Raw genomic sequence first — 13,357 nt, 5'->3', positions numbered from 1 at the left:
CCCGCATTCAATTGCAAAGAGTCGTCTGTCAACGGATGGCTAGTGGAAGCATCTAAGAAAGGCGATCGTAGGAATGGGTATCGGCCCGCTGCTGTTGTGTGTACTCCTGATCGTTGTGTTGTGGTGGGGCCCGGGCTGGATCCTGGGGGAAGCCTTGGGCGTTCGCCGGGTTCTGCTGCCCGTTGTGGCGCCATTGCTCGGGATGGGCGTATTGACCGTCATCGGCGTCATGGGAAATGCGCTGGGACTCAGCTGGCAGCTGCTTCCAGTGACGGCCGTCCTGCTGGTTCTGTCTGCACTCCTGTTTGCCCTGCGCATCACCTTGCGCCGCTATTTCCCGGACAAGTTCGGCTCCGCCGCCAGGCCGGCCGTCTTTGGCAAGCATCGGTTTGCAGGCTCATGGTGGATACTCCTCGCGGGATTGGTCGCAGGAGGTGCGGTCGCCGCTGTCTCATGGATTGTTGGAACTGAAGGCCTCCAGGGGATCAATCAGGACTGGGATATTCCGTGGCACGCCAACATGATCCGGCTGATCTCCGTGAACCACGAGTGGGATCCGAGTATCGCGGGCAACTTCGCCTACTACGACACCAATATTCCTGAAGCTCCCATCCGGAGCTACCCGATTGCCTTCCATGCGGTGTTGTCGCTGTTCTGGCCGATGAGCGGTGTCAGCATCCCCGTGTTCTTGAATGTCTTTGTCCTGGTGATGATGGCAGTTCAACTGCCGTTGAGCACCATGGCACTGACGATGCTGGTCACTCGCCGCCCAATTGCAGTGGCTGCGGCTGCGGCCGTTGCCGGCTGGTTTACGGTCTACCCTTATGACCTCCTGTGGCGCGGCCCGCTGATTCCGTTCTTTGCCGGCATGCTGCTGGTGGGTCCATTCGCCTTGCTGGCAGTGAAGGGGGCGGTGGAACGGCAGAAGTTCTGGATCCCCGGCATCGCGTTTGGGGCAGTAGGACTTATCGCCGTCCATCCTTCGTTGGCCTTCGTTGTACTTCCTGTGCTTCTCTTCTGGTTGCTTTCGGCGCTGGTTCGCCGCAAGGGCAGGATTCTCGGCATTACGGTATACCTTGCCGTATCAGGTGTCCTGGCGGTGATCCTCGGCTGGCCGATCATCGCCCAGATGTTGAAGGAATCCGAGCGTGTTTCCAAGCAGGTGTGGGCAGCGGACACCGACCGCAATGGGGCCATCCAAAACATCATCTTCCTGAACCATGGTTCGATGGCCATGCCGATCCTGACCGCGCTCGTGGCATTCGGTTGCTTGGCCGTGGTCCTCAGGATCCGTATGTGGTGGTATCTCGGTCCTGTGCTGGCCTTTGCATTCCTGTCGGTCTACACCATGGGTACCGACAACCCCAGGTTCATGACGTTGACGGCTCCGTTCTACGATGACCAGTGGCGTATCTTCGGCATCCTCGTAATGCTCCTGGTACCCCTCGCGGGCTTGGGAGTGGCGCAGTTGGCCGAAGCCATTGCATGGCTGGTCGCAAGGATACGCAGCAGGCCGGCGAAATCCACCCCGGATGGAATTCAAGCCGGCCGCAGGCCCAGTCATGTAGTGACTGCTGCGGCGGCCGCGGCCGTGCTCTTGGTAAGCGGGATCGCTGCCATCCCCTACTTCAAGCAGAACGCCGAGCGGATCAATATCAATACCAAGGTTGATGGTGCCACGTTGAGCGCATCTGAAGTTGGGCTTCTCAGCAGGATCGACCAGTACGTGCCGGAGGACGCCACGGTGCTGAACGACTCGTGCGATGGTTCCGTTTGGATGTACGCACTGGGCAACCGCATGCCGATGATCCGGCACTTCGAGATCCTTCCGACAAACCGTCAGTTGCTCGTCCTCCAAAAGCTCCCGGAGCTCGCTACGGATCCGGAGGTACGCGACGCGGCGGCTGAACTGGGCATCGAATGGGTCTACATTGCCGATGGCAGGATCAGGGCATGGGATGAGCCCAAGGCGGGGCTCACGCAGCCTGACTCCATTCCTTACCTCCAGCTTGTGGTGCGTGAAGGAAACGCTGCCCTGTACAAGATCGACTGGTCGCAGTTGCCTGGCGGCAAGGAGGCATTCGATGCCGCTGCGACGGACCGTCTCCAGCTTGACGGCGTGTCGGGGATCCTTGAAAACCGCAACCCGGACGGCATTGCACCGCTAGGAAGGATCTGCTGATCATGAAGGCATTCATCTCCAAGTTCCTGGCATCCAGCTTGTTCAAGTTCCTGCTCATCGGCGGCTTGAGCTTTCTGCTGGACCTTGGTCTTCTGGCCCTGTGCTTCCAGGTCTTTGGCTGGCCGCTGTGGCTGGCCACCGGCGCGGGCTTCTGGGGCAGCTTCTTCTTCAACTACTTCCTGCAGCGCCATTTTGCCTTCAACGGTGGCGGAACTGCCCTAGGCGGAGTGCTTCGGTATTCGGGCCTCCTGGTTTTCAATACGTTGGCTGTGATGGGCATTGTCGAGCTTTTCGAGTTCATAGGCGCCGGCTACGTAGTGGGTAAAGTGGTTGCGACGATCGTGACTATGGGATGGAACTACTTCATTTACAAGCACTGGGTCTTTCCGCAAAAGAAGCAACCGAACAGCGGCAGCGAACAGTTAGATGGCCAGTCGGGCACCGACACGCCAACACAGAAACTCACACCAAACAGCAGCGAAGGATAATCGATGTATCGAGGCGTTCGAATTGCCGCGGTAGTACCGGCCTACAAAGAAGAAAACCACATCGCTCAGGTGATCGAAACGATGCCTGATTTTGTTGATGACATCGTCATTGTTGATGACTGCAGCCCGGACGACACGTCGGGCGCAGCACGCCGCGCCGACGACGGCCGGGTCACCTTGATTCGACATGAAGTCAACCAGGGCGTGGGAGGCGCAGTCCTGACGGCCCACAAAGCCGCGATGGAACTCGGCGCCGACATCAACGTGGTCATGGCAGGCGATGCCCAGATGGATCCTGACTACCTTCCCCAGCTTCTTGATCCGGTGGTTGATGGCTACGGCTTCGCCAAGGCCAACCGATTCTTCTCGGGCGAGTCGTTTGCAGGAATGCCCGGCTACCGTATTTTCGGCAACATCGTGTTGTCCTTCATGACCAAGCTTGCCTCCGGCTACTGGCACATCTTCGATCCGCAGAACGGCTACACCGCCATCCGCACCGAGGTCCTCCGCCGTCTTCCCATGAACAAAGTGGCAGCGCGGTACAGCTTCGAAAACGACCTCCTGATCCACCTCAATATTCTTGATGTTCCGATCGTGGACGTGCCTATTCCTGCGGTCTATGGGAACGAAGTCTCCAGCATTAAGTTGCGGAAAGTCATTCCCGAACTTCTTGCCATGCTCTTTGGCGGCTTCTGGCGCCGTGTGTGGTGGAAATACATGGTGTGGTCCTTCTCAGCTGTCGCACTCTTGCTGATCGCCGGCATTGCCCTCATCGTTATGGGCCTTGTGGCGGGAATCTGGGTCCTCGCGGCAAGCGTGGGATCTCCGACGGCCGGGTCGGTGATGTTGGCTGTGGTGCCCTTTGTGTTGGGCGTCCAGATGCTCCTGGTATCCCTGCAGCTGGATATCCAGGCGAGCCCGAACAGGCCCACCATGCATCCCATGAAGGAACGCACATAGAAGCGTCTCAAAGGTGAAAAGGGAGTGCCCGGACGTTGGACGTCCGGGCACTCCCTTTTTCATGTTCCTATGGAAGGGAAGTGAAGCCTCCCCAACCCCAACCGACCTGGCTGCGGGACAGCCACCCGGATGTTCCGTTGCCGGGATACAGGAACAAGTTGCCACCAGCGTCGCGGGCGAGGACATCGTTCTTGCCGTCGCCGTTGAAGTCGCCCGGTCCAAGAATGGCTGTCATCCCGCTCCAGCCGCTTCCAACCTGGACCCGGCTAAGCCAACCGCCTGTGCCGTTGCCTGGATACAGCCAGAGGATGCCTGACGTGTCCCTGGCCAGCACATCGGTCTTGCTGTCGCCGTTGAAGTCGCCGGTACTCAGGATGGCATTCATGGCGCTCCAACCTGTACCAACCTGGGCGGTTGAGGTGAAACCGCCTGTGCCGTTACCGCGGTACAGCCAGAGGACGCCAGCTGAGTCTCGTGCGAGGACATCGGCCTTGCCATCACCGCTGAAGTCGCCTGGTGCCAGGATGAGCGTCATTCCGGACCAGCCGGTGCCGGCCTGGACGCGTGCCTGGAGGCCACCGGAGCCATTTCCCGGGTACAGCCAGAGCACGCCATTCGTATCCCGTGCCAGGACGTCGCTACGGCCGTCTCCGTTGAAGTCCTTCGTCGGAACGATTGCATTCAGCGAGTTCCAGCCGGTGCCCAGCGAGCGTTGGGTCAACCACCCCCCGGATCCGTTGCCCGGATACAGCCACAGCGTGCCGCCGTTGTCGCGTGCCACGACGTCGTTCTTTGCGTCACCGGTGTAGTCCTTCCAGGTATTCGCCGGTGGGGCTGTCACGGTATAGGCCTGGCTGGCGATGACTGAACTGTTGTTGGACGTGTCCACCGCGAAATACTTCAGAGTCATCGCAGCTGTCAGGATGATCGCTGAGGAGTACTTGTTTGCCGCTGTGGCAGTGGGATTAGTTCCGTTGGTGGTGAAGTAGATGCTGGATCCCGCTTCGTTTGCGGTAAGGGTGATCTGCTGATTGGCAGGGTAGCTGCCGGCAGGTGGCGTCACAGTTACCACTGGAGGAGTCGTATCCAGAACCGTGTAGGCGCGCGTGGTGACCACCGAGACGTTTCCGGAGCCGTCCACGGCCAAGGCCTTAACGGTGGTGTTGGCAGTCAGTGCAAACGCCGCCGTGTAGGCCTTGGTAGTTCCCGATGCGGCAGTTGCCGGGGTCGTGCCGTCTGTTGTGTAGAAGATGCTTCCGGGTTCACTGGAAGACATCGTGACAAGTTGTCCTGAGGGATAGCCCCCTGCAGCAGGAGTGACGGTAAGGGTTGGAGCCGTGGTGTCCAGCACGTACGTCTGGGTGGCCACTGCCGAGGTATTTCCCGCAGTGTCCCGCGCGAAGTACTTCAGGGTCATCGATGACAACGGGATCGGTCCCGAGTAGACGGGACTCGATGTGGTGGGTGTTGTGCCGTTGGTTGTTACGTAGATGGTGGCCGCCTCATTGACCGACAAGGCAATGGTCTTGCCGGCACCGTAGGTTCCGCCGGCCGGATCCACGGAAACAACTGGCGGGGCTGTATCAGCGGCGAAGACCGTCACGTTCCTTGTAGCCGTGGACGTGTTTCCCGCGTTGTCCCGGGCTTCCACCGTGAAGGTGACGGGACCACTTGGAACGTTTGTATAGGCCTTGGGAGATGTGCATGCAGTGTATGCGTTGGAGCCGAGCTTGCACCTGAATCCTGCGATATCCGTGGATGTGGAAGCGAAGGTGAAGGAAGGCGAGATGCCGACTGTTGCGCCTTCCGCCGGCGAACTGATGGATACCTGGGGTGCGGTCAGGTCGGCGGTTACGGTTACTGACGCCAGTGTGCTGACGTTGCCGGCCATGTCTGTAGCCCGGACCCTCAGGATGTGTTGCCCCGCGGTAGCGAGATTGAAAACGTGCCCGTTGGTGCAGGCGGTAAACGCCGTTGTGGAATCGACCGAGCAGGACAACGTCGAATCAGGATCGGAGGTGACGCCGAGGACCGGTGAGCCGTTGACCGTTGCTCCGGCCGCGGGTGAGGTGATAACCGGTGCGCTCGGTGCGGCCAAGTCAACTGTGAAAGTCCGCGACACGGGCAGGCCCGATGGAGCTGCCCTCACCGAGAACGTGTAGGCCCCGTTGGCCAATGCCGTTGACGGCGTGAAGGTGCCGCCGGAACATACCTGCCAGACCGGCGTCGCCGTACTCAGCTGCAGGCTGCACTCAAGGGCGCCGCCCGCCGGCGTCGAAGCCACAGCAAACGTTGGCGTGGAGTCGTTGGTGAACGCCGGGTTGGGGGCCTGGGTTCCATTTGCCGCCGTCGGACCACTGACGATGGAAGGTACAACGCCACCCAAGGTAAGCACCCGTCCGCGCTCAGCGGGCCTGGCAGGATCCAACTGTCCCGGGTCTTCCATGACCAATAGTTTGCCGTCCCGCATGGCCAGGCCGCCGATCTTGCTGAAGCCCAAGGCCCACTGGTTGTCCACGGTGTCCGTGCTCAGGTCGATGCGGGAGACGATGTCCTTCCCGGCATCGGCCGTGGTGGTTCCACCTCCGGTTCCTGTGTAGAGGACCAAGGGCGACTGCCAGTCGTAGTAGATGGCCGTCGGGTTGCCGACGTTATAGAGAGGGGCTGGGACAAAGTTGGTCAGTACGCCGTCTTCGGGGGCTGTGAACACAGTCAATCCCGTGGTTTCGGCGACATACACCACTACGTTGCCCGCACTGTTGCGGTGTGTGGCGGCCAGGCTGAGGGAGTTGGAGTTGACCGACGCAATGGATTCGATGCTCGGATGGAGCGCTGTGGGATCCACAATCTTGACGATTGACCGGGCGTTGGCAAACGACAAGTAGATGTTGCCGTCGGGGCCGTCGCTGACAGCATTTGGCCTCAGGTCGCCGTCGAAGATGGTGAGCGCGCCGTTGTATTCGAACACGCCGCTGCCTGGATTCCAGAGGGCCCGTACGACGTCGGAACTTCCGACGGCGGCATCCGGGATGAAGGCCACTTCGTCACCATCGCCGTGGTTGGCAGGTGAGGGATCGATCATGGCGGGCGTTCCGGCCAAGGCCGGGCCGTTGTCGTGACCAGGCAGGGTTCCGCCGAGACAGGTGTCCGTTTCGAGGCCCCCAGCTGTTGCGCCGGAAGCCTCCGTCACGCGGCAGAACCCTGCGCGCGCATCGGAAACCCACAAGCGTCCGTCCGGGTCCACCAAGGTACCGGCGGCTTTGGTGAGACCTGTGGCCACAGTCTGGCGTGCTTGGTCCGCTGAGGCCGGGCCTGCTGTCAGCATGCCGGTAAGTGCCGCCGTTGCAAGGCTGGCCGTTGCTATTACAGCCGTCAGTTTGTGGCGTTGCCGTCCTCCGACCGCTCTGCTGAGTGCAAAGGGGCGGGGAGTCTTATGAGAGGTTCTTGAGCGACCGGCGAAGGCAAGACATGCCAAACCAAGCTGAAGAACACTGCGATTGCGCGTGTCCACCGAGGGATCCCCACTTCATTCGGATGCTCCCCAGCTCCGCATGCATTGGTTATTCGCCCCACGCCGTTGCCGGCTGCGTCTACGTACATCTTCCACCAATTTTCACATTTGTCACTAGTGAATTCCTGAAAGCGTCCGGATTGGGGGCGCCAAGCGGCCCGTCTTGACCACGCAACCGCCGCACCGCACGATTGAGGTGGAGGTCACGATGCGCAGATATTTCCTAATGGCAATGCCGATGGTGATGCTGTTGGTCGCCTGTACAGCCCCTTCGTCGCAGCCAACCGCTGGGACCAGTACGCCGGCGCCAAGTAGTTCCAGCGCCAGCGCAGCCCCCAGCCACTCGCCGTCGTCCGCTCCAGGAAGCAGCGAAACGGGCGACGGCGGACCGTCAGCAGGCGACGACGAACCGGGCCGGTTTTCCTACCGTTGCACCAGCCTTGACGCATCGCCGGAAGTCCAATTGTCGAGTCTCGCCGAAGTTTGGGCTGCCAGCAACTACACACGCATGGACTCTTGCGAAGTCACCTACGCAGGTAACGAGCCATTTGTTCCAACGGCCCGCGAAGCTGAAGCAATCACTATGGCCGCGCCTCAAGGAGTCGTAGCCGAGGATGGTCTCGCAACCATGCAGGATGTCCTCCGGCTGTGCACGCGGATCAGTGACGAAACGGGGCCCGGCGGATTCGAGGAGGCAAGTCACGGGACATTGCTCGCTGCCGCCGCATTGTGTCCGGATGCTCCACAAGGAAAAATCATCGCTGCCTGGGCTGAAGGCACGAGGGTTGGAGACGGCAACCACGTGGTGGGCGAAACCGTGGCACCTGGCGGAGTCCAGCTCCTAAAGCCGGGCGCTGAGGCCAGCGAATGTACGTGGTCCGTCGCTGCTCCTGACGGTTCGGTCGTTGACAGCGGGGGAGTCCCTGAGGCGGGCAAGAACGTCGAGCTTGAAGCCGGCCAAAATTTTAGTAGTGACAAATGCGGAATTTGGGGGAAGATGTACTAAGACGCAGCCGGAGACGGCTTGGGGCGAATAACCAATGCATGCGGAGCTGGGGAGCATCCGAATGAAGTGGGGATCCCTCGGTGGACATGCGCAGGCGCAGTGTTCTTCAACTCGGTGTGGCAACTCTGGCCCTTGCCGGTTGTTCAGGAACCAAAGTAGATACTTCCCAACCAGCCGCACTCGATTTGGCGCCTGTTGTCGCAAATGACGACAAAGTTCCCATTGAGCGTCCGGAGCCTCTCATCCGGTACCAATTCACTTGTACTGCGGCAGACGGTAGCCTTATCGGCAAATTTTCGAGCCTTGAAGAAGTCTGGGCATCCACGCGGTATATGCACGTCACGGACTGCCAGGTGGCCTACGTCGGAAGTGGCCCGCACACCCTGACTCCCGAGGAGACCGCTGCCGTCAACGCGGCCGTGGCCGCAGGTGCGGCTCCCGGCCAAGCTTCGGCTCTGTGCCTGCTCATCATCAGGGCGTGTACGCGTACGGATCACAGGACGCTGGCAGCCTCACTCGCGGCCTACGGTATACCCGTAGTGAAGGGCGCCCTGACGTTGGCGCCGTTGGCTCCGCAGGCTGCGCTGCTCACTAGATGGCTCAAGACTGCGGTGCCTGGCTAGACACGGAAAAAGCGCAGATCCCGACGTGATTTTTCAGGCCGGGGCGGCGTATTACAGGGCGATATTCATCGCTACCAACCACACAAATCTGCGGGATCACATGGTCTAATGAAGGTGGTCTCACGTATTGGCTGTTCAGCGTATTTGGGAAACTGACTTTGTTTGGGGGCAAACGAAGATCACCCGTTGCGCACAATCAAGGAGTGATCTTTTATGGCGTTTAGAGTAGGAACTGCAAGCGCTGACATAACGCCGTCGCTGAGCACCAATCCCTATATGGCTGGATATGGTTCTACCGACGGCGGACGCGAGGCCACCAGCAGTTCGCCGTTCGAGCCCTTGTACGCTCGGGCCATCCTCATCTGGGAAGACGCCCATCCCCACATCATTATCAGCCTGGATGTCCTGGCGTTGCCTCGATCCATGCACCAACGGATCAGGGACAGGATCATCGGGCTTGCGGATTGGTCTAGCAGCGACATCCTGATCCAGGCGACGCATACGCACAATGGGCCCGCCCTGATTGACACCCTTCATCCCTTCATGGCCTACGGGCTGTCGGATTTGGGCTTGGTGCGCTCTTACAGTGCCGACCTTGAAGACACCATCGTTGACCTTGCCCAGGAGGCCTTGGACGCGGATGAAACGGCAGTGACTTTCGACTACAAGGTTTCCACCCAGAATTTTTCCGCCAACCGCGTGGGACTGCCATATACGGAAACGGCAGTCCCAATCCTCGTAGCCAGGCGAGGCAATGGTACGCCGGCTGCCGTGATTTTCAGCTATGGCTGCCATCCCATCAGTGCAGGTTTGCGCACGCTCTTTGACGGAGACTTTGCTGCAGGCGCCTGCAATTACATCGAAAACCGGAATCCAAATTGTTTCGCGATGTTCGTGCAGGGTCCGGCTGGAGATCAAGACCCTGGGGGAGTCCGCAGTTGGGAACTCAGGGACCAGCACGGAGACGCGCTTGGCGCCACGGTGCATTCGAATATGCAGTCTGCAGGGCGCGCCCTCAGCGGCCCCATGGTGACGCGTTACCAGGAAGTCCAGCTGCCATTGGATATCACTCCGACAGCCGGAAATCTGGCCGCGGTGCGTGCTGCCTACGTTGCCAGGCTGGCCAATCCCAATGGCCAACCCCAGTGGTACCAACGGCACGCGCAGGTAATGATAGGTCGAATTGACAGCAACAGTTTTGATACGGCTGTACCATCCCCGTTCCAAGTGTGGAAATTCAATGGCAGTCCGGAGCTGAAGATTGCCATGATCGGTGGGGAACTCGTCAGTGGCTACGCGGCTTATTTCCGCGGCCGAAATGGGGGGACCAATGGAATTATTGTCGGTGGATATGCAAATGAATCCTGCTGCTATATCCCTAGCAATGAATTCTTTGCACCTTCCATGCCCCTCGGTAGTTATGAGGGCGGATGGGAACCGGACTTCCCCGGAATCGCGGGTGGCTCCATGACTGTCTATGGCCACTTGGCGCATTTCAAGGCCGGCACTAATGGTGTGGAGACCACACTGGTAAATGCCATGAATGCTTTGCTTGCATAGTGTTGGCCCGGTTAAGGGTGCTGATGAATGAGGGGCCTGTCCACGAACTTCCGTGGACAGGCCCCTCATTCATGACACGGTTTGACCGTTGGGCCCTGCTATCCGGCGGCCGGCGCGAGGATTGTGAGGTTGCTCCAGCCTGTGCCGATCCTGGTCGGCGTTCCCCAGGTTTTGTTCGAACCTACAGGGTAGTAGCGCAGTTCTCCGATGGTGGTCCGTGCAATGACGCCGAGTGAGCCCGCACCGGCAAATCCACGGACCGCACCGAATCCGGAAATCACGTTCCAGCCGGTACCTACAACGCTTGGAGCTTCCTGAATGAAGTTGCCGGTACCGTTCGAGCGGTAAAGCTTGAGGTCCCCGGTACCCGTTTTGACGAGGAGATCAGCATTGGAATCCTTGTCGAAGTCCATTTGCACAATGTCCAGGCCGGTCCATCCGACGCCGATGGAGACTCCCGCGGAAACGGTCTTTCCGGTGGGGTTATTGAAGTAGTACAGCCGGCCGGTCGAGTCATAGCCGACAATTCCGGGGTGCGCGTCGGTCTTTTTCCAGGTGCCCACGCTGAGGGTCCAGCCCTTCCAGTTGCTGCCAAGGGCTATGGCTGCCCCGAAACCGCTCCCGTTCCTGCCCGGGTACACGTTCAATCGGCCGTCAGACCATTGCGCAACAATGTCCAGTGCGCCGTCGCCGTTCCAGTCCGTGACAAACCCAGCTTTCAAGCCTGCCCAGCCCGTTCCGATGAGGTCTTCCGGTAACAGTGCTGTGGTGCCGGTCCCGGGATAACGGTAAAGGTTGGCATCCGGACGGACTGCCAGGACATCTTCCTGGTCGATGCCAAGGGTTGTCTCCACATCCAGCGCGGCACCACTGATCTGGCTTGCGTCGTTCCACCCCAACCCTATGAGGCTGCGGTCGCCCCACGACCCGGAGCCTGCAGGATAGTAGTAAAGATCGCCGTTGGCGGTGCGGGCGTGAAGACCTTGGGAGTCCGCTCCATTGAAGTTAATTGCCGAGCTTACTGCCGTCATGCCACCCCAGCCCGAGCCGATGACCCTGCCGGGCTCGCTGATAAAGCTGCCGACACCATTGGAACGGAAAAGGCGGAGGGTTCCGTCCGAAGTGCGTGTGACGATGTCCTGGTTACCGTCGCCGTCGAAGTCGATTTGGTTCAGTTGGTGGCCGCTGAATCCTGTGCCAATCAAGACACCGTTTCCCAGTCCTCCACCTCCGCTGTTCGGGTAACGGTACAGATTGCCCAGGTAGTCCTGTCCGATGACGCCCGGATAGGCATCCTTCGAGTTCCACCAGCCTACTGTCAATGACATTTCCTGCCACCCGGAACCGACTTGGATGGGTGCGTAGAACGAACCCCCAGGGGCGCCCCGGAATACTTTCAGCGTGCCATCGGACCATTGGGACAGGATGTCCTGCACTCCGTCCTGGTTCCAATCCACAACGTAAAGCGACTTCGCGCCGGACCACCCTGAGCCGATGGCGACAGGGCCGGTGATTCGACCCGTCCCGCTGGCAGGGAAGGCGTCCAATCGTCCGCCCGGGTTCGTAGCAAGGACATCGGCAGCAGACTTGATGGACGGATTCGAAGGATAGGAAACCCCGCGGGCGAACGTCCGCAGCTGGTCATAGCTGCCATTGAAAATGTTTGAATCACCCTCAAACGGGCCGGTGCTGCTGTACTGCCACATCGTGTAGTTGCCCCAACTGGCCGGCATGGAGCCCGGTGAATTTGTTGGGTTGTTCCAGTAGGAGGCGATCCACAAGGGGTAGCTCCCGAAGGTGGAGTTGCCTACGCAGGTGTTCCACCAATCGGTGGTGCTGTAAATGACCGGGAAGCGACCCGTCAGGGCCTTGACGGTGTTGCCAAAGTCGGCTGCCCATTGCCCCAACTGCGCTTTGGACATGTCGTAGCACGTGTTACCGAAGAAGAAGCCGTTGATGGTTCGTCCGGCGTAAGGGTTGTACTCGATGTCCAGGACGGGCGGGAGGGTGTATCCGTCGGCCGTCCAGCCTCCACCGTTCGCCACGAAATACCGTGCTTGGTCAGCACCTGAAGACCAGTTGGGGATGGCGAAGTGATAGGCGCCCCGCACCATGCCCACATTGCGGGAGCCGTTGTATTGCTGGGTGTATTGCTCGTTGAGGTAGTAGTTGCCCTCGGATGCCTTGACGTACGCCCAGCGGGACCCTTGGTTCCATTGGCTCTGCCAGTTGATGTTGGGTTGGTGGGCACTGACGTCCTGTCCGGCGATGCCGATGGTGGGACGCCAGTGGCCCGGATCAGCTGCCATGGGGACCGCGGCACCGACCGTGCTGCCAACGGCCCGGGTAGCCGCCGCGGCCAAACCACCGTTGCTTTGTTTCGTTGCCTGGACCCTGGGGGATCGTTGTCCCATTTCTGCGCCGCCTGCGGGAATGGCCGACCGCATCGCTGCCTTCATGGCTTCTGCATCCGGTGCGTTGCCGGGCATTGCTTGTGTCGTGGACTTCTGAGCCTCGGACTCGCTCGTGGGTCCTGCTGCCGGCAGCGGCGCAATGTCTGGTGAAGGCTCGACGGCGGGAAGCGGCTGTTGCTGTGCGGGTGCCTGCGTCTCCAGTGAAGTTTCATTTCTGCCGGGCGAGGCAGACTCTCCACCGGCGGGCTGCGGGCCTCGCGCCGGGCTGGTTTCCTGCGCCTCAGGCGACGGAGCCGGTCGTGGTCCCGAGGACTCTGCCCATGACGGCGAACTAAGGCAGCTGCCCGCTACGAGGGCAATCGTCAGCGCCAGGCCTGCCCGGGCCAGCGGGCTACGGCGGAACGGTGCACTTGCACGTCTTTTCATCTTCACATCCGGCCCTGTACCGCGGCTCAGCGGCGCATGGGGTGGCTTGCGGACAAGCTCCGGGGCGGGCGCTTGCGCATGAGACCAAAGGCCAGCTCCTAACGGGCTTTACCCTAACATTCTGAAACTGGAGTGACTAGTGGGATTTAGGTTGCTGACGTGACTGGTGTTCCTAAGTTATCCACAT

8 protein-coding genes are annotated in these 13,357 nt (G+C 60.2%); 6 read left to right on the top strand and 2 right to left on the bottom strand.

All coding sequences use genetic code 11. The features are described from left to right. Positions 1 to 73 precede the first annotated feature (73 nt). Genes GVL04_RS19260 through GVL04_RS19250 form a run of 3 tightly spaced genes read left to right on the top strand, consistent with a single transcriptional unit; the run spans position 74 to position 3,630 of the window. Positions 74 to 2,182 carry a DUF6541 family protein gene (locus GVL04_RS19260; protein ID WP_159707501.1) on the top strand — a complete coding sequence of 703 codons (2,109 nt, stop codon included), beginning with the start codon at positions 74 to 76 and terminating at the stop codon, positions 2,180 to 2,182. Between the two features lie 2 nt (positions 2,183 to 2,184). Then, on the top strand, positions 2,185 to 2,670 hold the full coding sequence (locus GVL04_RS19255) for a GtrA family protein (protein ID WP_159707499.1): 486 nt from the start codon (positions 2,185 to 2,187) through the stop codon (positions 2,668 to 2,670). 3 nt (positions 2,671 to 2,673) lie between these two features. Then, the gene (locus GVL04_RS19250) at positions 2,674 to 3,630 is read left to right on the top strand and encodes a glycosyltransferase family 2 protein (RefSeq protein ID WP_089595595.1); all 957 of its coding nucleotides are present in this window, start codon (positions 2,674 to 2,676) and stop codon (positions 3,628 to 3,630) included. A 67-nt stretch (positions 3,631 to 3,697) separates the two neighbouring features. On the opposite strand, the gene GVL04_RS19245 is transcribed toward GVL04_RS19250, so the two are convergent. Then, positions 3,698 to 6,955, bottom strand: coding sequence for a chitobiase/beta-hexosaminidase C-terminal domain-containing protein (locus GVL04_RS19245; RefSeq protein WP_159707497.1), 3,258 nt, complete (start codon positions 6,953 to 6,955; stop codon positions 3,698 to 3,700). A 349-nt stretch (positions 6,956 to 7,304) separates the two neighbouring features. Here GVL04_RS19245 and GVL04_RS19240 point away from each other — a divergent pair, with 349 nt between their 5' ends. From GVL04_RS19240 to GVL04_RS19230, 3 genes are all read left to right on the top strand, one after another. Continuing rightward, positions 7,305 to 8,147, top strand: coding sequence for a hypothetical protein (locus tag GVL04_RS19240; protein WP_159707495.1), 843 nt, complete (start codon positions 7,305 to 7,307; stop codon positions 8,145 to 8,147). Between the two features lie 86 nt (positions 8,148 to 8,233). Further along, positions 8,234 to 8,770, top strand: a complete 537-nt coding sequence (locus GVL04_RS19235; protein WP_159707614.1) for a hypothetical protein — start codon at positions 8,234 to 8,236, stop codon at positions 8,768 to 8,770. 213 nt (positions 8,771 to 8,983) lie between these two features. Beyond that, positions 8,984 to 10,330 (top strand): hypothetical protein, encoded by a 1,347-nt coding sequence (locus tag GVL04_RS19230; protein WP_159707493.1) that lies wholly within the window; start codon positions 8,984 to 8,986, stop codon positions 10,328 to 10,330. A 98-nt stretch (positions 10,331 to 10,428) separates the two neighbouring features. On the opposite strand, the gene GVL04_RS19225 is transcribed toward GVL04_RS19230, so the two are convergent. Then, positions 10,429 to 13,170 carry a GH25 family lysozyme gene (locus tag GVL04_RS19225; RefSeq protein WP_159707491.1) on the bottom strand — a complete coding sequence of 914 codons (2,742 nt, stop codon included), beginning with the start codon at positions 13,168 to 13,170 and terminating at the stop codon, positions 10,429 to 10,431. Positions 13,171 to 13,357: the final 187 nt, after the last annotated feature.

This window comes from Arthrobacter sp. 18067 (genome assembly GCF_902706295.1).
Classification (GTDB): Bacteria; Actinomycetota; Actinomycetes; order Actinomycetales; family Micrococcaceae; genus Arthrobacter.
This window is presented reverse-complemented; position numbering and strand designations above follow the sequence as displayed.

Coding starts and splice junctions, on each gene's coding strand:
- GVL04_RS19250 (WP_089595595.1), top strand. CDS start 2,674: ATGTATCGAGGCGTTCGAATTGCCGCGGTAGTACCGGCCTACAAAGAA.
- GVL04_RS19255 (WP_159707499.1), top strand. CDS start 2,185: ATGAAGGCATTCATCTCCAAGTTCCTGGCATCCAGCTTGTTCAAGTTC.
- GVL04_RS19235 (WP_159707614.1), top strand. CDS start 8,234: ATGCGCAGGCGCAGTGTTCTTCAACTCGGTGTGGCAACTCTGGCCCTT.
- GVL04_RS19230 (WP_159707493.1), top strand. CDS start 8,984: ATGGCGTTTAGAGTAGGAACTGCAAGCGCTGACATAACGCCGTCGCTG.
- GVL04_RS19260 (WP_159707501.1), top strand. CDS start 74: ATGGGTATCGGCCCGCTGCTGTTGTGTGTACTCCTGATCGTTGTGTTG.
- GVL04_RS19225 (WP_159707491.1), bottom strand. CDS start 13,170: ATGAAAAGACGTGCAAGTGCACCGTTCCGCCGTAGCCCGCTGGCCCGG.
- GVL04_RS19245 (WP_159707497.1), bottom strand. CDS start 6,955: ATGCTGACAGCAGGCCCGGCCTCAGCGGACCAAGCACGCCAGACTGTG.